This window comes from Paracoccus denitrificans, assembly GCF_900100045.1.
Lineage (GTDB): Bacteria > Pseudomonadota > Alphaproteobacteria > Rhodobacterales > Rhodobacteraceae > Paracoccus > Paracoccus denitrificans.
Window position 1 is genome coordinate 155611 of the sequence record NZ_FNEA01000010.1, and the last position, 20975, is coordinate 176585.

Below are 20975 nucleotides of genomic sequence, written 5' to 3' on the forward strand. Positions count from 1 at the left end.
ATAGAACGACCGAGAAATCAATCCGGGATGCGATCCGATGCAGCTTCTCCACCACGCGCAACTTGTCACGATGGACGAAGAATCAGGTGGTTACGGCCTGATCGAGCAGGGCGCGCTGGTGATCGAGGCGGGGCGAATCAGCTGGATCGGTCCCGAAACGGATCTGCCTGCGCAATATGCCGATGCGACGCGCCGCGATCTGGGCGGACGGCTGGTGACGCCGGGGCTGATCGATTGCCACACCCATATCGTCTTTGGCGGCGACCGTGCCCGCGAGTTCGAGATGCGGCTGGAAGGCGCCTCTTACGAGGAAATCGCGCGGGCCGGCGGCGGTATCCTTTCGAGCGTCCGCGCGACGCGCGAGGCGGATGAGGAGGCGCTGCTGGCCGCCGCCCTGCCGCGCGTCGATACGCTGCTGGCCGAGGGCGTGACCACGCTGGAGATCAAGTCGGGCTATGGGCTCGACATCGACAGCGAGCTGAAGATGCTGCGCGTGGCCCGCCGTGTCGGGCAGTTGCGCAAGGTGACGGTGCGCACGACCTGGCTGGCCGCCCATGCCCTGCCGCCGGAATACAAGGACGACCGCGCGGGATATATCCGCGAAGTGGTGATCGCCGGCATGGAGCGCGGCCATGCCGAGGGGCTGATCGACGCGGTGGACGGGTTCTGCGAGGGCATCGCTTTCACGCGCGAGGAAATGGCCGGCATCTTCGATCACGCGGCCAAGCTGGGCCTGCCGGTCAAGCTGCATGCAGAGCAGCTTTCCGACCTGGGCGGCGCGGCCATGGCGGCGCGGCACGGTGCGCTGTCGGCAGACCATCTGGAATATCTGGGGCAGGACGGCATCGAGGCCATGGCCGCTTCGGGCACCGTGGCCGTCTTGCTGCCCGGCGCCTTCTATACCCTGCGCGAGACGCAATATCCGCCGATGGCCGCCCTGCGCGATGCCGGCGTGCCGATCGCGCTGGCCACGGATTGCAATCCCGGCACCTCGCCGCTGACCTCGCTGCTTCTGACCATGAACATGGGCGCGACGCTGTTTCGCATGACGCCCTCGGAATGCCTGGCGGGTGTCACGCGCCACGCCGCCCGCGCGCTGGGTCTCAAGGATCGCGGCCGGCTGACGCCCGGGATGCGCGCCGACCTGGCGGTCTGGGACATCCGGCATCCGGCCGAGCTGACCTATCGCATCGGCTTCAATCCCCTTCATGCCCGCATCGTCGGAGGCGAACTTGTCTGAACTGATCCTTATCCCCGGTGAAACCACGCTCGCGCAGCTCGAACAGGTCTGGCGCCAGGGCCTTGCCGTGCGGCTGGCCGACTCGGCCCGCCCCGGCATTGCCGAATCCGCCGCGCGCATTGCCGCCGCCGCCAATGGCGAGGCGCCGGTCTATGGCGTGAATACCGGCTTTGGCAAGCTGGCCTCGATCAAGATCGCGGCGCGGGACACCGCCACGCTGCAACGCAACCTGATCCTGTCGCATTGCTGCGGCGTGGGCGAGCCGGTCGAGCCGGAAACCGTGCGGTTGATCATGGTGCTGAAGCTTCTGTCGCTGGGCCGCGGTGCCTCGGGCGTGCGCCCCGAGGTGATCCAGCTGATCGAGGACATGCTGGCCCGCGGCGTGCTGCCGGTGATCCCCTCGCAGGGTTCGGTCGGTGCCTCGGGCGATCTGGCACCGCTGGCGCATATGGCCGCCGCCATGCTGGGCGAGGGGCGTGCGGTCCATGAAGGCCGCGAGATGTCCTCGGCCGAGGCGCTGGCGAGCGCCGGCCTCAAGCCCGTGGTGCTGGCCGCCAAGGAGGGGCTGGCGCTGATCAACGGCACGCAGGTTTCGACCGCCTTTGCGCTGGCGGGGCTGTTCGAGGCCTTCGCCTCGGCCCGCGCGGCGCTGGTCACGTCGTCGCTTTCGACCGATGCGATCATGGGCTCGACCGCGCCTTTCCTTGATGAGATCCACACCCTGCGCGGCCATCGCGGCCAGATCGTCGCGGCGCGGACGATCCGCGCGCTGATGGACGGCTCGGAGATCCGCGAAAGCCACCGCGAGGGCGACAGCCGCGTGCAGGATCCGTATTGCATCCGCTGCCAGCCGCAGGTGACGGGCGCCTGCATCGACCTGCTCTGGCAGGCCGCCCGCACGCTGGAGATCGAATCGAACGCGGCGACCGACAACCCGCTGGTGCTGGTCGGCGCCGACCGCATCGTCTCGGGCGGCAACTTCCATGCCGAGCCGGTGGCCTTTGCCGCCGACCAGATCGCGCTGGCCATCGCCGAGATCGGCGCCATTTCCCAGCGCCGCATCGCGCTGATGGTGGACCCTGCGCTGTCGCATGATCTGCCGCCCTTCCTGACCCCCGATCCGGGCCTGAACTCGGGGCTGATGATCGCCGAAGTGACCTCGGCGGCGCTGATGAGCGAGAACAAGCACCTGGCGACGCCTTGCAGCACCGACTCGACGCCGACCTCGGCGAACCAGGAGGACCACGTTTCCATGGCCGCCCATGGCGCGCGGCGGCTGAAACGCATGAACGCGAACCTCGCGCAGATCCTGGGCATCGAGGCGCTTTGCGCCAGCGCCGGCGTCGAGTTCCGCGCGCCGCTGGCGACCTCGGCGCCCTTGCAGGCGGTGATCGCCGCGCTGCGCCAGACGGTGCCGGCGCTGGAGCAGGACCGCTATCTTGCCCCCGACCTGGCCGAATCCGCCCGGCTGGTGCGTGAGGGCGTGCTGGTCGGCGCCATTCCCAGCCACCTGCTGGACGAGGTGCGGCCGTGAATCCCGTCGAAGTGGTCCGGGGCGACAGCCCCGTCATCCTCGGCCTGCCGCATACCGGGACATGGCTGCCCGACGAGGTCCGTGCCCGGCTGAACGCGCGCGGGCAGGTGCTGGCCGATACCGACTGGCATATCGAGCGGCTTTACGACGGGCTCTTGCCCGGCGCGACCACGGTGCGGGCGACCTTTCACCGTTATGTCATCGACGCCAATCGCGGGCCGGACGACGCGAGCCTCTATCCCGGCCAGAACACCACCGGCCTTGTGCCGCTGACCGATTTCGACGGCGAGCCGATCTGGGAAGTGGAGCCGACCGCCGAGGAGATCGCCGACCGCAAGGCCCGTTTCCACGCCCCCTATCACGCCGCGCTGGTCGCCGAGATCGCGCGGGTGAAGGCGAAGCACGGGGTCGCGATCCTTTACGACTGCCACTCGATCCGCTCGGTGATTCCCTTCCTGTTCGAAGGCGTGCTGCCGGATTTCAACATCGGCACCAACAGCGGCGCCGCTTGCGACAAGCGCATCGAGGCGGCCACGTTCGAGGCTTGCGCTGCAACCGGCCGCAGCCATGTGCTGAACGGCCGATTCAAGGGCGGCTGGACGACGCGGCATTACGGCCAGCCGGGACAGGGTGTCCACGCCATCCAGATGGAACTGGCGCAGGCGACGCATCTGGCGACCGAAACCCCGCCCTTTGCCTATGATGAGCAGAAGGCCGAAAGCCTGCGAGTGACGCTGAAGGCGATCCTTGAACGCCTGGCCGCGCTGGCGCCGGAGATCCGGGCATGAAGCCGCTGCAAGGCATCAAGGTGCTGGACCTGTCCCGCGTGCTGGCGGGCCCTTATTGCACCGCGCTTCTGGCCGACCTGGGTGCCGAGGTCATCAAGCTGGAGCCCCCGGCCGGCGACGATTACCGCCATATCGGCCCGTTCAAGGACGGTGAAAGCGCGCTGTTCACGCTGAACAACCGCGGCAAGCAAAGCCTTGTCTTGGACCTGAAGGACCCCGGGGATCTGGCGCTGGCCAAGGCCGTCGCGGCGCGCGTCGACGTGGTGGTCGAGAACTTCCGCCCCGGTGTCGCCGCCCGCCTGGGCCTGGGCGCCGAGGCGCTGCGGGCGGAAAACCCGCGGCTGGTCTATTGCTCGATCTCGGGTTTCGGCCAGCAGGGACCGTTCCGCGACCTGCCGGCCTATGACCTGGTGGTGCAGGCCATGTCGGGGCTGATGGCCGGCACGGGCGAGGAAGGCGGCGCGCCGCTCAAGACCGGCGAAAGCGTCGCCGACCTGATCGCCGGCCTGTTCGGAAGCTGGGCGATCATGGCGGCGCTGGTCAATCGCAACGCCACGGGGCAGGGCGCCACGCTGGACGTCGCCATGTATGACGCGCTGTTTTCGATGCTGACCACCAGCCATGCGCTGCATTTCTATGCCGGGGCGCTGCCGCAGCGGGTGGGCAACCGCCATCCCTTGTCCACCCCCTTCGGCTGCTTTGCGACGCGGGACGGGCAGGTGGTGATCGCGGTGCTGAACGGCAAGCAATTCGCCGCGCTGGCCACGCTGATCGGCGCGCCGGATGCTGCGGACGATCCGCGCTTTGCCAGCGACGAAAGCCGCACCGCGCATGAGCCCGAGCTCAAGCGACTGATCGAAGGCTGGTCGCGCGGGCTGACCACCGAAGAGGCCGTCGCCGCGCTTGCCGGGGCTGGTCTGCCCGCCGCGCCGATCTGGGACATCGCCCAGGCGGCAAGCAACGAGCACGCCCTGACGCGCGGGCTGGTCAGCCGTCTGCCGCATCCGGTGCTGGGGCTGGCACCGACCATCGGCCAGCCGGTGCGCTTCGACGGAGAGAAACCCGTGGCCGAGACCTCGGCCCCGCGCCTTGGCGGCGACCGCGCCGCCATCCTGCGCGAATTCGGATTGGAGGAGACCGCATGAGCGACGACTGGCACATGCTGGCCGAGGAGGAACGGCTGTTCTGCGACGTGCTGGAGCGCATCTGCGCCGAGCGGATCGCGCCAAAGGCGGCGGAAACCGACGAGACCTCGGCCTTCGTCCACGACCAGCTGGCCGTGCTGGGCGAGGCGGGGATGTTGGGCGCGAACCTGCCCGAGGAATATGGCGGCAGCGGCATCTCGGCCCCGGCGCTGCTGCGGGCGGTGGCGATCGTGGCGGGGGCATGCGGCTCGACCGCCTCGGCGCTGACGGCGCATTACCTGGCGAGCGATTCGATCCTGTTGGGCGGGACCGAGGCGCAAAAGCAGGAATGGTTGCCGAAAGCCGCCGCCGGAGAGGCGCTGGGGGCATTCGCCCTGACCGAGCCCACCGCCGGCTCGGACCCCGCCGACATGAAGACCCGCGCCCGCCGGACGGATGGCGGCTGGCACCTCAAGGGCGCGAAATGCTTCATCTCGAACGGCGGGGTGGCGGATTTCATCGTCGTCTATGCCGTGACCGACCCGGACAAGGCGCATCGCGGCATTTCCGCCTTCATCCTGCCGAAAGGCACGCCGGGGCTGGAGCCGGGCGCGCCGGAAAAGACCATGGGGCTGAAGGGCGGGCATGTGTTCACCCTGAACCTCGATTGCCATCTGCCCGAGGATGCCCTGCTGGGCGAAGAGGGCAGGGGCTTCCGCACCGCCATGCAGGTCCTGGACAACGGCCGCATCGAGGTTGCCGCGCAATGCCTGGGCCTTGCCGAGGCGGCGATGAAATCGGCCATCGCCTATGCCAGGGACCGCGTGATCGGCGGCGAGCGGCTCACCGACCGGCAGGGCATCCGCTGGATGATCGCCGACATGGGCGTGGCCTTCCGCCAGGCGCTGCTTCTGTCGCAGGACGCGGCGCGGCAGAGGCAGGCGGCGCATCATGGCGGCGGGCGCTTTTCGCTTGCCTCCAGCATGGCCAAGCTCGCGGCCAGCGAGGCGGCGGGCAGGATCGCCGACACCGCGCTGCAACTGCATGGCGGCTATGGCTATACCCGCGACTTCCCCATCGAGAGGATCGCCCGCGACCTGCGCATCATGCGCATCTACGAGGGCTCCTCGGAAATCCAACGCATCATCATTTCCGGCAACATGCTGGCCTGAACGGAGAGCATCATGGACAATCCCCGTCACAACACCCGCGACATTTTCCCGCCGACCGGCACCGAGATCACCGCGAAAAGCTGGCTGACCGAGGCGCCGATGCGGATGCTGATGAACAACCTGCATCCCGACGTGGCCGAGAACCCGCATGAGCTGGTGGTCTATGGCGGCATCGGCCGTGCCGCCCGCACCTGGAAGGATTTCGACCTGATCGTCGACGCGCTGCGCAAGCTGGAGACCGACGAGACCCTGCTGGTGCAATCCGGCAAGCCGGTCGGCGTGTTCAAGACCCACAAGGATGCCCCGCGGGTGCTGATCGCCAACTCGAACCTGGTGCCGCATTGGGCGAACTGGGACCATTTCAACGAACTGGATAAGAAGGGCCTGGCCATGTATGGCCAGATGACCGCCGGCTCGTGGATCTATATCGGGTCGCAGGGCATCGTTCAGGGCACCTACGAGACCTTCGTCGAGGCCGGGCGCCAGCATTACGGCGGTGACTTGAAAGGCAAGTGGATCCTGACCGGCGGGCTTGGCGGCATGGGCGGCGCGCAACCGCTGGCAGCCGTCATGGCCGGCGCCTGCTGCCTTGCCGTCGAATGCGACGAGACGCGCGCCGATTTCCGCCTGCGCACCCGCTATGTCGACGAAAAGACCCACAGCCTCGACGAGGCGCTGGAGATGATCGACCGCTGGACCAAGGCCGGCGAGGCGAAATCGGTGGCGCTGATCGGCAATGCCGCCGACGTGTTCCCGGAACTGGTCAAGCGCGGCGTGCGTCCCGACATCGTGACCGACCAGACCTCGGCCCACGACCCGGTGCATGGCTATCTGCCGCAGGGCTGGACCGTCGCCGAATGGCGCGCGCGCCAGGAAACCGACCCCAAGGCCGTCGAACGCGCCGCCCGCGCATCCATGCGCAAGCAGGTCGAGGCGATGGTGGCCTTCAGCGACCAGGGCATCCCGACCGTCGATTACGGCAACAACATCCGCCAGATGGCGCTGGAAGAGGGTTTCGAGCGCGCCTTCGCCTTCCCGGGCTTCGTGCCGGCGTATATCCGGCCGCTGTTCTGCAAGGGCATCGGTCCGTTCCGCTGGGCGGCGCTGTCGGGCGACCCCGAAGACATCTACAAGACCGACCAGAAGGTGAAAGAGCTGGTGGACGACCCGCATCTGCACAACTGGCTGGACATGGCGCGCGAGCGTATCAGCTTCCAGGGCCTGCCGGCGCGGATCTGCTGGGTCGGCCTTGGCATCCGCCACAAGCTGGGCCTCGCCTTCAACGAGATGGTGCGCAATGGCGAGCTGAAGGCGCCCATCGTCATCGGCCGCGACCATCTCGACTCGGGCTCGGTCGCCTCGCCCAACCGCGAGACCGAGGCGATGCAGGACGGCTCGGACGCGGTTTCCGACTGGCCGCTGCTGAATGCGCTGCTCAATACCGCCTCGGGCGCGACCTGGGTGTCGCTGCACCATGGCGGCGGCGTCGGCATGGGCTTTTCGCAGCATTCCGGCATGGTGATCTGCTGCGACGGGTCCGAAGATGCCGATGCGCGGCTGGCGCGCGTGTTGTGGAACGACCCCGCCACCGGCGTCATGCGGCACGCGGACGCGGGCTATCAGATCGCACTGGACTGCGCGCGGGAGCACGGGTTGAATCTGTCCGCCATTCTCTGATCCATAGGCGCGGCGTCGCAACGCACCGGGCCGCGCCCCTTCACCGTCCAACTAGGAGACAGACATGACTTTCCAGACCAGCCTCAAGGCCGCCCTGTTCGGGCTTTCCGCGCTTGCGCTCGGTTCGGCGGCTTCGGCCGACCAACTCGACGACATCAAGGCCGCCGGCAAGATCGTCACCGCGACCGACATGCACTATGCCCCCTTCGACATGCTGAACAACGGCACCTATGAGGGCATGACCAAGGATCTGTTCGACGAGGTGTCGAAAGAGATCGGCGTCGAGCCGGTCTATCAGGACATTCCTTGGACCGCCGAACTGCCGGGCCTCGAGGTCGGCAAGTTCGACATCGTGATCGCCCCGGTGACGATCACCCCCGAACGGCTGGAGCGCTATACCTTCACCCTGCCGATCGCCGATGCCACCGTCTCGCTGGTCCGCGCGGCCGCGAATACCGAGCTGACGAAGCCCGAGGACATCAAGGGCAAGACCGTCGGCGTCCAGCAGGGCACCGCGCAGTTCCGCCAGCTTCAAGCCTATGGCGAAAGCCTGGGCGGCGTGAACGTCAAGGAATACGGCACCACGGACGAAGCCTATGCCGACCTGGCCGCCGGCCGGCTGGACGCGGTGGCGGGCTCGCTGCCGAACCTGACCTATCTGGTCAAGAACCGCGCTGAGACCTTCGCGCTGTTCGAGCCGGCCCAGTTCGGCCAGCCGACCTATTTTGCCTGGGTGCTGCGCAAGGAAGAAGGCAGCGAAAGCTTTGCCAAGGCCATCAACGACGCGCTGCTGAAGATGACCGACGACGGCCGCGTCAAGGCGATCCAGGAGAAATGGCTGGGCAGCCATACCGAACTGCCCCGCGAAGTCCCGGCCAACTAAGTCGCTGGCGGGCGGGGCCTTCCCCGCCCGTTCCCCAAGGGCCAAGGCGAGGCGCGCATGTTTTCGATCCCGGTCTTCCTTCAAAGCTTCGAGCCGCTTTTCTGGGCGGCACGCTATACGCTGCTGATTTCGGGCCTCGGCATCGCGCTGGGGCTGGTGATCGGCACGCTGGTCTGTGCCGCGCGGCTTTCACCCTATGCGCCGTTGCGCGGCTTCGCGGCGATCTGGGTCAGCTTCCTGCGCGGCGTGCCGCTGCTGGTGCAGTTGCTGGTGTTCTATTACACGCTGCCGGTGATCGGCATCGACGTGCCCGCCATCTTCGCGGCGGTGGTGACGGTCGGCATCTGCGCCAGCGCCTATATCTCGGAGATCTGGCGCGGCGCCATCGCGGCGCTGCCCAGGGGACAGGCCGAGGCCGCCGTGGCCATCGGCATGACCCCGCGCGACACCTGGACGCGGGTGATCCTGCCGCAGGCTTTCACCATGTCGCTGCCGGCGCTGGTCAACGAGCTGATCCTGCTGGTCAAGGCCAGCTCGCTGGTCTCGGTCGTGGGCATCCTCGAGCTGACCCGCGCCAGCCAGGCGCAGGCCGCGACCACCTTCCGCCCGCTGGAGGTCTATCTCGCCGCCGCCTGCATCTACCTGGCGATCAACCTGTGCCTTGCGGCGCTGGGACGCTATCTCGAACACAGGACGGCCGTCTGATGGAATGGAGCATCCTTGAACAATACGGCCCCGCCCTGCTGAGGGGGTTCGGCGTCACCGTGCTGTGCTGGATCCTGGGCACGATCTTCGGCATGGCGCTGGGCCTGATGATCGCGCTGATCCAGCGCTATGGGCCGCGCTGGCTGGGCTGGATCATCCAGGCCTATATCGAGGTGATCCGCGGCACGCCCTTCCTGGTGCAGCTTTTCGTGCTGTATTACGGCGGGCCGCTGATCGGGCTGCGGCTGGATGCGCTGCCGGCGGGGCTTCTGGGCCTGACCATCTATGGCAGCCCCTATTTCGCCGAGATCTTCCGCTCGGGCTTTCGCGCCGTGCCGCATGGCCAGATCGAGGCCGCCCGCGCCATCGGCATGGCCGAGCCCACCATCGTGCGCCGCGTCCTGCTGCCCCTGGGGCTGGTCTCGTCGCTGCCGGCGCTGGTCAATTTCTCGATCATCCTGACCAAGGAGACGGTGATCCTGTCCATCATCACCGTGCCCGAACTGATGTATCAGGTCAGCCGCATGTCCACCGAGACCTTCCGCTATCTCGAGGCGAACCTGGTGCTGGCGCTGTTTTTCTGGGCGCTGGTCGAGACCATCTCGCGCGTCGGCCGCCGGCTTGAGACGCGCATCACCAAACACCTGATCGAAAGGACCTGAGCCGATGCAGGCTTCTGCCGTCGATATTCGCAAGGTCAACAAGTATTACGGCCCTTTCCACGCGCTGAAGGACGTGGACTTGGCGATCCCGCCGGGCAAGGTGACCTGCCTGATCGGGCCTTCGGGCTCGGGCAAGTCCACGCTGCTGCGCTGCATCAACTTCCTCGAGGAATACGACTCGGGCGAGATCCGCATCGACGGCCAGCTGATCGGCTACGAGGTGCCGGGCCGCAAGATGTCGGGGCGCAAGCTGCGGCAGATGCGCCGTTCCATCGGCATGGTGTTCCAGCAGTTCAACCTGTGGCCGCACATGACCGCCAAGGAAAACGTGGCCGAGGGGCTGATCCGCGTGCGCGGCCTGTCGAAATCCGAGGCGGAGACCCGCGCCGCCGAGGCGCTGACAAAGGTCGGGCTGGCCGACAAGATGGGCAATCACCCTGCACGCCTGTCGGGCGGCCAGCAGCAGCGCGTCGCCATCGCCCGCGCCATCGCCATGGAGCCGCGGCTGATGCTGTTCGACGAGCCGACCTCGGCGCTCGATCCCGAACTGGTGGGCGAGGTGCTGAACGTGATGAAGGCGCTGGCCAGCGAGGGCATGACCATGGTGGTGGTCACGCATGAGATGGGCTTTGCCGCCCATGTCGCCGACCAGGTGGCCTTCATGGAAAAGGGCGAGCTGGTGGCGGTGGACAGCCCGCAAGGCATCTTCCATGCGCCGAAGGACGAACGGATCTGGAACTTCCTGCGCACCTATCACGAGCGCAACAGCTTCTGAGGGGAGGGCGGGGCTTTGCTCCTGCGCCGCGCCGGACCCTTGTCCGGGCCGTCGCGGGGGGTCTGTTTCGTTCCTCGCTTAAAAGATCCACCGGATCTTTTCCGGGCGCCCTCACCCCCGGAGCATTTGGGAAACGGCGAAGCGCGCGGGCGGGGGGCTTGCGGCGGGGCGGCTGCGGCTTATCTGGAACGGGTAGCAGCAAGGACTTTCCCCTCATGCCCCAACCCAAACTTTTCGAGCCGATCGCCATCGGCGGCCAGACCCTTGCGAACCGGATCGTCATCGCGCCGATGTGCATGTATTCGGCCGAGGACGGGCGGATGACCGACTGGCACCTGATGCATCTGGGCGCGCTGTCGCATTCCGGCGCGGCGATCCTGACCATCGAAGCCACCGCCGTCCTGCCCGAGGGACGCATCTCATACGCCGATGTCGGGCTGTGGGACGATGCGACCGAGGCGGCCATGGATCGGGTGCTGAAGGGCGTGCGGGCCTGGTCGGACATGCCCATCGCCATCCAGCTGGCCCATGCCGGGCGCAAGGCCTCGACCGCGAAGCCCTGGGACGGTGGCGCGCAGATCGCGCCGGATGCGGAGCATGGCTGGCAGACCGTCTCGGCCTCGGACCTGCCCTTCGCCGAGGGCGAGAACCCTCCGGTCGCGCTGGATCGCGCGGGGCTGGCGCGGGTGCGCGACGGGTTTGCCGAGGCGGCGCGCCGTGCCGTGCGGCTGGGCATCGATGCGATCCAGATCCATGCCGCGCATGGCTATCTGCTGCATCAGTTCCTGTCGCCGCTGTCGAACCGGCGCGAGGACGAATATGGCGGCAGCCTGGAAAACCGCATGCGCTTTCCGCTGGAGGTCTTCGAGGCGGTGCGGGACGCGGTGCCGCAGGGCTATCCGGTTACGGTGCGCATCTCGGGCACCGACTGGGTCGAGGGCGGCTGGGACATCGCCGGCAGCATCGCCTTTTCCCAGGCGCTGGAGGCGCGGGGTTGCGCCGCGATCCATGTCAGCAGCGGCGGGCTGGACAGGCGCCAGCAGATCCCCGTCGGCCCCAACTATCAGGTGCCGCTGGCGCGCGCGGTCAAGCAGGCGGTCGGCATCCCGGTCATCGCCGTCGGCCTGATCACCGAGCCCGAGCAGGCCGAGGCCATCGTCGCCACCGGCGATGCCGACATGATCGCGCTGGCGAGGACGGTGCTTTACGATCCGCGCTGGCCCTGGCACGCGGCGGCGAAGCTGGGCGCCAGCGTCTCGGCGCCGCCGCAATTCTGGCGCAGCCAGCCCTCGGGGTTGCGGGACCTGTTCCGCAAGTGATCGCCGCACGGGCGCCGGCACCGCGGCCGGCGCCGGCTCAGACCGCGCCCTGCTTTTGCTGGTGCGGGTCGTTGCGGTCGAAGATCATCAGCCCATCCTCGGGCACCTGCCGGTCGGTCCAGCGCGGATCGGCGAGCGAACGCTCGGCGTCGCGCAGCCCGTCGCGCCAATGGTCCAGCATCGACAGGCGGGAGAATTCGTAATCCTTGGACGCGCTTTCGTAATCCGCGTGCCGATAGATCAGGTGCATCAGGCTGACCGGATGGGCGGGGCCGGATTCGATCAGCATGGCCAGGTCGGGGTCGCCGCGGAACTCGGCGGGCAGGCGCGCATGCAGCCGGCGCGCGGCGCTGGCCAGCGCATGGCGGATGCGGAACTCGTCGGTGTTCAGCCGGGTGCGGCTGGAAAAGCGGATCTCGCGCTCGCGCTGTTCGACCTGGGCCATGGTGCGGGGCATGATGTCGCGCGACGGGTAGAGATCCACCTGATAGATGCAGAGCGGCCGCTGGCTTGGCACCGCCAGCACGAATTGCAGGGGCGAGTTCGAGACCAGCCCGCCGTCCCAATAATGCCGCCCGTCGATCTCGACCGCGGGAAAGCCCGGCGGCAGCGCGCCCGAGGCCATGATGTGATCGACGGTGATCCGCGTTTCGCGGCTGTCGAAACAGGTGAAGTTGCCGGTCTCGACATCCACGGCGCCGACGGACAGTCGCGGCCCCTCGTCGTTGAGATAGTCGAAGTCGATCAGTTCCAGCAGCGTCTCGCGCAGCGGCGAGGTGTCATACCAGCTGGTCTGTCGCATCAGCCCGGGCAGGAACGAGAACAGGTCGGGGACGCGCGGCCGGAAAAAGCCCGGCGCCCCCAGCATGGTGGACATGGTGGCGCGGCCTTCGTTGCAGATCGCGCGCATCTGTTCGTGAATCGGCCCGCCCTCGAAACACGATCCCAGAAGCCAGGGCGCGCCCGTCACCCCCTCCCAGAAGCGGCGCAGCGCGTCCAGCCGCTTGCCGGGGCGGTTGCCGGCGATGAGCGCGGCGTTGATCGAGCCGATCGAGATGCCGGCCAGCCATTCCGGTTCCTGCCCGGCGCGGCAAAGCGCCTCGTAGGCGCCGGCCTGAAATGCCCCCAGGGCACCGCCACCCTGAAGGACCAGCACGATTTTCTCGGGTATTTCCCCGGTTCTGTCCTTCATCTGTCCCTCGAATTCCACCGTCTGATTCCCGTCACGCTATGCCCGGGGACGGAAAGTTTCCATAAGTGCTGGCAAATCGAAAGAAAAAAACTCGCAAATCCGACCGTGGCGCCATGGTTGACGCTGCGTCCGGCGCGATTTCGGCCGGAGAGATTGCCACGGCGGCGCCAGCCGATATATTGGGGCATGACACAGCCGGAGCCAGCCGCGACAAGCGCATGATCGACGATCCTTCCGAAAGGCGCCGCCGGCTGCGCCAAGCTGTCCTCCGGCATTCCCCTGATCCGAGCGAGCCCCTTTGATGTGGATCGAAGTCCTTGTCGTCCTTGTCCTGACCCTGTTGAACGGGCTGCTGGCCATGTCGGAACTGGCCATCGTTTCGGCCCGCCCGGCCCGGCTGAAGGTTCTGGCCGAGCGCGGCGACCGAGGCGCCGCCACCGCCCTGCAACTGGGCGAGGACCCGGGGCGGTTCCTGTCCTCGGTCCAGATCGGCATCACGCTGGTCGGCATCCTGTCGGGCGCATTCTCCGGTGCGACGCTGGGCGCGCGGCTGGCGGGGGCGCTGCCGGGCTGGGGCGTGCCGCCCTCGCTGGCGCAGCCCCTGGGCATGGGCGGCGTGGTCGTCGCCATCACCTATCTGTCGCTGATCGTGGGCGAACTGGTGCCCAAGCAATTGGCGCTGAAGGCGCCCGAGCGGGTTGCGGCCCGCGTGGCGCCCCTGATGCTGGCCATCTCGCGCGGGGCGGCGCCGCTGGTCTGGCTGCTCGACCGTTCGGGCAAGCTGGTGCTGGCCGCGCTGGGACAATCGGGCGAGGACAGGCAGACCATCAGCGACGAAGAGATCAAGCTGGTCATCTCGGAGGCCGAGACCGCGGGCGTCATGCACCGGGCCGAGACCGAGATGATCGCCGGCGTCATGCGCATCGCCGACCGCAGCGCGCGCGGGCTGATGACGCCGCGGCGCGAGATCGAGGCGGTCGATGTCGGCGACAGCTGGGAAGAGATGGCGCGCAAGTTCCGCGACGGCCGCCGCACCCGCTTGCCGGTCAGCGACGGCGATCCGAACAACCTGATCGGCGTGATCGCCAGCGTGGATCTGATGTCGCAAAGCCGGGCCGAGGCGGTGGACCTGCGCGAGGTGATGCAGCCCGCGCCGATCATCCCCGAGACCATGGATGCGCCCGAGGTCATTGCGCGCCTGCGCGCCGCGCCGGGGCAGATGCTGCTGGTCTATGACGAATACGGCCATTTCGAGGGCGTGGTGACGCCGATGGACGTGCTGGAGGCGATCACCGGCGAATTCGCCGGGCTCGACGACGACGAGCCGAAGCTGGTCGAGCGCGAGGACGGCAGCCTGCTGGTGGCCGGCTGGATGCCGGTCGACGAATTCGCCGACCGGCTTTCGGTGCCGCTGGACGAGGATCGCGACTTTTCCACCGTCGCGGGGCTGGTGCTGGATCTGGCCGGCCGGCTGCCGCAGGCGGGCGACCGCGTGGATTGGCAGGGCTGGCGCATCGAGGTTGTGGACATGGACCATCGCCGCATCGACAAGTTGCTGGTCCAGCGCCTGCCGGCCTGATCCGCTGGCCCCGGGGTCGCGGCCAAGCCCGCAAGAAAAACGGGTGCTTGTGATTTTCCGCAGGGTTGATAACCTTGCGTTATGAATTTCACCCTGCGCCAGATCACCTATTTCCTGGCCGTCGCCCGGCTTGGCAATTTCGGTCGCGCCGCCGAGACGGTGCATGTCTCGCAGCCGGGCCTGTCCAGCCAGATCGCCCAGCTCGAGGCGCGGCTGGGCGGGACGCTGTTCGAACGCGGCGCCGGCGCAGGTCCGGTGCGGCTGACCGCGCTGGGAGAGCGGCTGCTGCCGGTGGCGCAGGAACTGATCGACACCGCCAAGCGGCTGGATGCGCTGGCGCGGGCCGGGCGCTCGCCCCTGTCGGGGCGGCTGCGGCTGGCGATCATCCCGACGGTTGCGCCCTATCTGATCCCGCATCTGGTGCCGGCCCTGCGCGCCAACCACCCGACGCTGGACCTGGAAATGCACGAGATCGCCACCGACGAGGTGATCTCGGGCGTGCTGAGCCATCGTTTCGATGTCGGGATCATGGCCCTGCCGGTCAGTGAGCCGGGCATCGAGGCCGAGGCGGTGCTGCGCGACGCCTTCCTGGTCGCGCTGCCGGGCGGCGACACCAGCTTTCTTTCCGGCTCCGCCCATCCCGAGAGCATCGAGGCCGACCGCTTGCTGCTGCTGGCCGACGGCCATTGCCTGCGCGATCAGGCGCTGGAGGTCTGCGGCATGCGCAGCCCGCGCCGCAAGCTGAACCTGGAAGCGTCCTCGATGGCCACGCTGATGCGGATGGTGGCCAGCGGCATGGGCATGACGCTGATCCCCCGGCTGGCGCTGGCCGACGAGAACCGCGACGGCCGGCTGCGCATCGTGCCCTTTACCGAGCCCGCGCCCTCGCGCGATCTGGCCGTGGTCTGGCGCCGCAACGCCGAGGCAGAGACGGATGCGCGGACCCTGGCAGAGGCGGTGCGCGGCCTTGCCCCGGTGCTGGGGATCGAGCCGATTGCCCGCCCCGCGCCCGGCTTGCCCCCAAAGGAGCCGGTGCGGCGCCGGGTCACCGCAGGACGATCTTGACCGGCAGCACCAGCGAGGTGGTCTGTCCCGAGGGCGGTGCCGGCAGGCGCGGCATGCGCGAAGCCTGACGGTTCAGCGCCGAGTCGATGCTCGCGTCCCCGGTCGAACTGGCCAGCGAGGCTCCGGCCACGCGACCGCTGGGATCGACGCTGAAGCGCACGGTCACGGTCATGGTGCCGCCGCGCCCGCTGAAGCGGGTGCGCTGCATGTGGCGCGCCACCGCGGACTGCACCTTGGATTGCCAGCTTGCCACCTGTCGCGGGCTGGGCGTGCCGACCTGGCCCTGCGGTGCGGCGGTGCGCTCGGATTGCGGCGCCCGGACCTGGGTCGTCCGCTGGCGGGCCGGCTGCTCTTCCGGCGCCTTTTCCTTTTTCTCGCGCTTTTTCGGCTCGGGCTGCTTTTCGACGACCTTGGGTTCGGGCTCCGGCTCACGTTCGGGGCGCTCGGGGGGGCGTTCGGATTTTTGCAGCACCACCGCGTCGGGCGGCGGCGGGAACAGCGAGTTCATGTCCGCCAGCGGCTCCAGCTCCTCAAGCGGCGGCATGGCGAGTTCCGGTTCGGGCTCCGGCTCCGGCTCTGGTTCGGGTTCCGGCTCCGGCTCGGGTTCCGCCTCGGCCATTTCGGGGGTTTCGGCTTCGTCCGGCGGGGCGGCGGCCTCGGGCATCGGCGCCAGCTCGACGAAGACGGGATCGGGCAGGCCGGGGGGTGCCGCGGCTTCGGCGCGTTGCAGGATCCACAGCGCGCCTCCCATATGCGCGGCCAGGGCCACCGCCGCAGCGGTGCCCCATAATGCGCTTTCGCGCAGGGCCGAGGAAGGCTTCCAACTCATGGCGTGGGTGCTCCTCCGCTGGTCGGGGTCGATGCGGTCTGGGCGGGTGCGGGCGCGGCAGGTGCCGGCGCTGCTGCCGCACCCGGCGCGGGCGCCGGTTCGGCGCCGGTCGGGGATGCGGGGTCGAGGGCGGCCCCGGCCCCGGTGGTTTCAAGCCCCACCAGCGCGATCTTCAGATAGCCGGTTTCGCGCAGGGTATTCATGACGCCCATCAGGTCGCCATAGGACACGTCCTTGTCGGCGCGCAGGAAGATGCGTTCCTCGCGGTTGTTTTCGGTGGCGGTGGCCAGTGCCGCGGCCAGGCCACCTGCGGGCACGTCCTCGTTGCCGATGGCCAGCGTCAGGTCGGGCTTGACCGTGATATAGACCGGCTGGTCGGGCCGTTGCGCTGGCGTCGCGTTCGAGATCGGCAGGTCCACGTTCACATCCACCGTGGCCAGCGGCGCCGCCACCATGAAGATGATCAGCAGCACCAGCATCACGTCGATGAAGGGCGTGACGTTGATCTCGTGGTTCTCGACCAGATCGTCGCCTTGGGTTTCGCGGATGCCGCCGGCCATGGCTCAGACCTCCGTGCGCGAGACGGAGCCGCGGAAGTCGAGATCGCGGCTGACGAGGCGCTTGACCCCGGCGGCGGCATTGGCGAGCCGCAGGCGGTAGCCGGTGATGGCGCGGGCGAAGACGTTGTAGATCACCACGGCCGGGATGGCGGCGACCAGGCCGATGGCGGTGGCCAGCAGCGCCTCGGCGATGCCTGGCGCCACGACGGCAAGGTTGGTCGTCTGCGCCTGGGAAATGCCGATGAAGCTGTTCATGATGCCCCAGACGGTGCCGAACAGCCCCACGAAGGGCGCGGTCGAACCGATGGTGGCCAGCACGCCGGTGCCCCGGCTCATGCGGCGGCCGGCGATGGCCTCGATCCGGTCCAGATGCGAATCGACGCGCTCCTTGATGCCCGAGTCGCCGGCCTGGTCCAGCGCGGGGGCCGAGCGGTCGTATTCGGCGGCGGCGGCGCGGATCATGCGCGAGACCGGGTCGCGGCGGCTGCCGGCCGAGGCCAGGGCGGCGGGCAGGCTTGCGGCGTGCTCGATGCGGCGGATGCCGGATTGCGCGCGGTTCGTGGCGCCCAGCAGCTCCAGCACCTTGGCGACCAGCACCGTCCAGGTCACGACCGAAGCGAAGGCCAGGCCGATCATCACGGCCTTCACCACCCAGTCGGCGGCCAGGAACATGCCCCAGGGGGACAGGTCATGCGGCAGGTTCGGATCGCGTTCCGGTGGGGTCAGCATCGGCGCCAGCGCGTCCTGCACCGCCTGCGGCAAGAAGCCCGAGCCGGCGGGCTCGGCCGCTTCCGGGGTCGCCGGAGCGGGGGTTTCGGGCGTTGTCGCGGGGGTCTGGGCGGCCGGTGCTTCGGCGGCGGGCGCCGGGGTGGCCGGGGCCGGCTCGACGGTTTCCGGCGTGGTCGCGGTGGGGGCGGGCTCCGTTGCCGCAGGCGGGGTTGCCGGGGTCGCCGGGGCGGCCGTCTCGGGCGCCTGGGTCGGCGGGGTGGTCTCGGTCGCCGCAGGTTCGGGGGTTGCGGGGGCAGGGGTTGCCGGCGCTGTCGTTTCCGGTGCGGCGGTTTGCGGTGCGGCCGCCTCGGGTGCAGCCGGGCTGGCCGGCTGGGCCTGAACCTCGGGCGCCGGGCCGGGCTGGCCGCTGGTGGTGCTTTCCTGGGCCGAGAGCGGCGCGGTAAGCAGCAGGCAAGTCAACGCAACGGCGGTCCCCGCGCGGTGGCGCGGCAGCGACATCTGAGTCATGGCGATCCTTATAGTTCCGGCATTCGGTCCGTCCGCATCTTGCTGGGGCGCGGCGCATGTCATGCATGCCGCCAGCCCTTTGGCCGCGGTTTGGGGCTCGTATCGATCACCAAGGTAAAATTGTCAACTATTCCGCGGTCCGTCCGCCGGGCTTTATGCCGACCAATAGGCCGCCAGATGGCTGCGGGCTTTATCGTGGCCAAGCGTTTCCAGCATCAGGGCACGGATCGAGGCGATGCCGGATTTCTCTGCCGCCATCCACAGATAGCTGTCGGGCGGGGGCGGCTCGGTACGCAGCAGCGCGCAAAGCGCGGCCGTTCCGCCGGGCAGGTGGCGAAAGCGGAAGCCCGCGGGCCGGGGCAGCGGATAGTCCGCTTGCGCGCCAAGCAGCCAGACCTCGCCCTGGGCCTGAGCGGCACGCGATTCGAGGATGCGGGCAATGGCGGGATAGGCGGTCTCGTCCCCCGCAAGCATCAGGCGCGCGACCTGCGGGATGCCGCCGCCGCTGGGGCCGGCAAGGCCGATGCGCGTGCCGGCAGGCGCGGTGCGCGCCCAATGTGCCGCCCGCCCGCCGGCATGGTCGAAAACGTCCAGGTCCAGCCAGCCTGCATCGGCGTCGATGCGGCGCACGGTATAGACCGGGCGGTGCAGCGCCTTGTCGCCCTTTGGCCAGACGATCTGGCCGTTCGCGCCGATATGCGGCCATTCGGGCGCAGCGTCTCGGGACCGGGGCAGCACCAGCCGGAAATGGATCGAATCCCCGCCGGCAAGGCGGTGCAGGTCGGGCGCGGCCAGCCGCACGCGCAGGAAGCCGGGGCAGAGCGGCCGGACGCCGGCGACCTGGGCGAAGCTGAAATTCCCCGGCAACTGGCCGGCATCCGCGGCCGAGGGCCAGCGCAGCGCCGCTGCCGCCCCGGGCAGGTGATGCGCCAGATGCTCCGAGATCGCCTGCTGCATCGCATCCAGCCATTCGGCGCGATGTGCCCGGGCAAAGACCAGCACGCCGTCGCCGCGCCGCTTGGCGCCAAACTCGCCCATCTCGACCTGGCACCAGATCGAGCGGCCATGGCCGGTATGCAGGTCCAGCCCGTGTTCCCGGGCCTCGTCGCGGATCAGCCGCTCGATGGGCGCGAAGTCCTGTTCGGGCAGCAGGGCCTCGGACTGGAACTCGGGCAGGGGGGTGATGCGCATCGGTCGCCTTTCATGCCTTCGGGGGCAAAGGTCGGGTATCCGGCGCGATGCTGCAAGGGCTCATGCGAGCCGGGCGATCTCGGCCGCCGCAGCCTCCAGCGCGCCCTTGCCATGCGGGATGGACAGCGCGGCCATCCCGGCCTCGATCACGGCCAGCACGCCCAGAAGCTGATGGGCATTGGCATGGCCCATATGCGCGATGCGCAGCGCGTTGTCGGGATCGGGGGCGCCAAGGCCGATGCCCAGCGTGACCCCCGCCTTGGCGGCGGTCCATTCGCGCAGGGCGGCGGCATTCGGAAGGCGGGCCGCGGTGACGGAACGGGCACGACCGGCGGGATCGGCGATCAGCGGGCCGATGCCATGGCCGCCCGCACCCCAGTGGTCCAGTGCCGCCCAAGTCGCCTGCGCCAGCCCCTCGTGCCGCGCCCATGCGGCGGGCAGGGTTTCCTCGTCCAGCAAGATATGCAGCGCCTCGTTCAGGCCGAAGATGTGCTGAACGGGCGGCGTGCCGCCCCAGAACTGCCAGAGCTCCTCTGCCTCGGCGCGCGGGGTCCAGTCCCAATAGGGCGTGGCAAGGCCGCTGCGCGCCCGCGCCTTCACCCGGTCCGAGAACCAGACGAAGGTCAGGCCCGGCGGCACCATCAGCCCCTTCTGGCTGGCCGAGACCAGCAGATCGACGCCCCATTCGTCCATCCGCATCGGCTCGCAGCCCAGCGAGGCGATGGCATCGACGGCCAGGAAGACGGGATGGTCGCCCATGGCGGCGCGCAGGGCGGGAATGTCGGCGCGGGCGGAGCTTGCGGTATCGACCTGGCAGACCAGCACCGCCCGGATCCGCCCCTCGCGGTCCTGCGCCAGTCGGTCGGCCAGGCGCTGCGGATCGGGGGGCGCGAGGTCGAAATCCAGCTCCTCGACCTCGATCCCCAGCGCGCGGGCCGAGGCGGCCCAGCTGCGGCCGAAATGGCCCGAGACCAGCGCCAGGGCCCGCTCGCCCCGGTCGAGCAGGTTGACATTGGCCGCCTCCCAGCCGGCATGGCCGTTGCCGATATAGGGCGCGACATGGCCCGCGGTGCCGGCCAGCCGTTTCAGCCCGGCGATCATGGCGCGGTTCTCGGCCGCGAGTTCGGGGCCGTAGATGTCGGGCGAGGCGCGATGCATGGCGCGCAGCACGCGGTCGGGAACGGGCGAGGGGCCGGGGATGGCAAGGACGGCGCGGCCCTGGGCAAAGCTCATGGAAAATGCCTTTCGACTGATGCGCCATCGGTAGGACGACCCCCGCGCAAGGTCAACGGGCGCGCGCGGTGCCAGGCGGCGGAGCCGGCGCCGGTTCCACGGTTGCAGGAGTATTTGGGGAACGAAGAAGCGCAGGGCCGTCGCATGCGGGTTGGGTGCCGGTGGCGGGCAGACGGTGGTGGCGGGCACGGGGTGGCAGCGGGTTGCCCCC

19 protein-coding genes are annotated in these 20975 nt (G+C 69.0%); 13 read left to right on the forward strand and 6 right to left on the reverse strand.

Annotated features, from left to right (window positions below; translation table 11 throughout):
- The first annotated feature begins 37 nt into the window (after positions 1 to 37).
- From hutI to BLT64_RS10935, 11 genes are all read left to right on the forward strand, one after another.
- On the forward strand, positions 38 to 1240 hold the full coding sequence (gene hutI, locus BLT64_RS10885) for an imidazolonepropionase (protein WP_011747055.1): 1203 nt from the start codon (positions 38 to 40) through the stop codon (positions 1238 to 1240).
- Positions 1209 to 2774: a histidine ammonia-lyase gene (hutH, locus tag BLT64_RS10890; protein ID WP_175474408.1), complete on the forward strand. Its 1566-nt coding sequence runs from the start codon at positions 1209 to 1211 to the stop codon at positions 2772 to 2774. Before hutI ends, hutH begins: the two co-directional genes overlap by 32 nt.
- A complete protein-coding gene (gene hutG / locus BLT64_RS10895) occupies positions 2771 to 3562 on the forward strand; it encodes an N-formylglutamate deformylase (protein WP_011747057.1) in 792 nt (263 codons plus the stop codon). The genes hutH and hutG overlap by 4 nt, the downstream gene beginning before the upstream one ends.
- A complete protein-coding gene (locus BLT64_RS10900) occupies positions 3559 to 4707 on the forward strand; it encodes a CaiB/BaiF CoA transferase family protein (RefSeq protein WP_011747058.1) in 1149 nt (382 codons plus the stop codon). The genes hutG and BLT64_RS10900 overlap by 4 nt, the downstream gene beginning before the upstream one ends.
- Positions 4704 to 5858 carry an acyl-CoA dehydrogenase family protein gene (locus BLT64_RS10905; protein ID WP_011747059.1) on the forward strand — a complete coding sequence of 385 codons (1155 nt, stop codon included), beginning with the start codon at positions 4704 to 4706 and terminating at the stop codon, positions 5856 to 5858. The genes BLT64_RS10900 and BLT64_RS10905 overlap by 4 nt, the downstream gene beginning before the upstream one ends.
- Before the next feature lie 12 nt (positions 5859 to 5870).
- On the forward strand, positions 5871 to 7535 hold the full coding sequence (gene hutU, locus BLT64_RS10910; RefSeq protein ID WP_011747060.1) for a urocanate hydratase: 1665 nt from the start codon (positions 5871 to 5873) through the stop codon (positions 7533 to 7535).
- A 64-nt stretch (positions 7536 to 7599) separates the two neighbouring features.
- Positions 7600 to 8418, forward strand: a complete 819-nt coding sequence (locus tag BLT64_RS10915) for a transporter substrate-binding domain-containing protein (protein ID WP_011747061.1) — start codon at positions 7600 to 7602, stop codon at positions 8416 to 8418.
- A 57-nt stretch (positions 8419 to 8475) separates the two neighbouring features.
- Positions 8476 to 9123, forward strand: coding sequence for an amino acid ABC transporter permease (locus BLT64_RS10920; RefSeq protein ID WP_011747062.1), 648 nt, complete (start codon positions 8476 to 8478; stop codon positions 9121 to 9123).
- A complete protein-coding gene (locus BLT64_RS10925; protein WP_011747063.1) occupies positions 9123 to 9785 on the forward strand; it encodes an amino acid ABC transporter permease in 663 nt (220 codons plus the stop codon). The genes BLT64_RS10920 and BLT64_RS10925 overlap by 1 nt, the downstream gene beginning before the upstream one ends.
- Positions 9786 to 9789: 4 nt before the next feature.
- Positions 9790 to 10560, forward strand: a complete 771-nt coding sequence (locus BLT64_RS10930; RefSeq protein WP_011747064.1) for an amino acid ABC transporter ATP-binding protein — start codon at positions 9790 to 9792, stop codon at positions 10558 to 10560.
- A 215-nt stretch (positions 10561 to 10775) separates the two neighbouring features.
- Complete coding sequence (locus tag BLT64_RS10935; RefSeq protein ID WP_011747065.1) at positions 10776 to 11879, forward strand: NADH:flavin oxidoreductase/NADH oxidase; 1104 nt, start codon at positions 10776 to 10778, stop codon at positions 11877 to 11879.
- Positions 11880 to 11916: 37 nt separating this feature from the next.
- On the opposite strand, the gene BLT64_RS10940 is transcribed toward BLT64_RS10935, so the two are convergent.
- The gene (locus BLT64_RS10940) at positions 11917 to 13071 is read right to left on the reverse strand and encodes a DUF3734 domain-containing protein (protein WP_011747066.1); all 1155 of its coding nucleotides are present in this window, start codon (positions 13069 to 13071) and stop codon (positions 11917 to 11919) included.
- A 301-nt stretch (positions 13072 to 13372) separates the two neighbouring features.
- Between BLT64_RS10940 and BLT64_RS10945 the strand changes: the two genes are divergently transcribed.
- Positions 13373 to 14650, forward strand: coding sequence for a hemolysin family protein (locus BLT64_RS10945; protein ID WP_011747068.1), 1278 nt, complete (start codon positions 13373 to 13375; stop codon positions 14648 to 14650).
- A gap of 81 nt (positions 14651 to 14731) precedes the next feature.
- The gene (locus BLT64_RS10950) at positions 14732 to 15715 is read left to right on the forward strand and encodes a hydrogen peroxide-inducible genes activator (RefSeq protein WP_074810454.1); all 984 of its coding nucleotides are present in this window, start codon (positions 14732 to 14734) and stop codon (positions 15713 to 15715) included.
- On the opposite strand, the gene BLT64_RS10955 is transcribed toward BLT64_RS10950, so the two are convergent.
- The 5 genes from BLT64_RS10955 to BLT64_RS10975 form a co-directional block, all read right to left on the reverse strand.
- Positions 15696 to 16544 carry an energy transducer TonB family protein gene (locus BLT64_RS10955; protein ID WP_011747070.1) on the reverse strand — a complete coding sequence of 283 codons (849 nt, stop codon included), beginning with the start codon at positions 16542 to 16544 and terminating at the stop codon, positions 15696 to 15698. The two genes, BLT64_RS10950 and BLT64_RS10955, sit on opposite strands and share 20 nt — an antisense overlap.
- On the reverse strand, positions 16541 to 17104 hold the full coding sequence (exbD, locus tag BLT64_RS10960; protein ID WP_074810457.1) for a TonB system transport protein ExbD: 564 nt from the start codon (positions 17102 to 17104) through the stop codon (positions 16541 to 16543). The genes BLT64_RS10955 and exbD overlap by 4 nt, the downstream gene beginning before the upstream one ends.
- Positions 17105 to 17107: 3 nt before the next feature.
- Entirely contained in the window at positions 17108 to 18340 is a 1233-nt protein-coding gene (gene exbB, locus BLT64_RS10965) for a tonB-system energizer ExbB (RefSeq protein WP_041529771.1), read from the reverse strand.
- Between the two features lie 153 nt (positions 18341 to 18493).
- On the reverse strand, positions 18494 to 19531 hold the full coding sequence (locus BLT64_RS10970) for a siderophore-interacting protein (protein ID WP_011747073.1): 1038 nt from the start codon (positions 19529 to 19531) through the stop codon (positions 18494 to 18496).
- Positions 19532 to 19591: 60 nt separating this feature from the next.
- Positions 19592 to 20764 carry a pyridoxal-phosphate-dependent aminotransferase family protein gene (locus tag BLT64_RS10975; protein ID WP_011747074.1) on the reverse strand — a complete coding sequence of 391 codons (1173 nt, stop codon included), beginning with the start codon at positions 20762 to 20764 and terminating at the stop codon, positions 19592 to 19594.
- Positions 20765 to 20975: the final 211 nt, after the last annotated feature.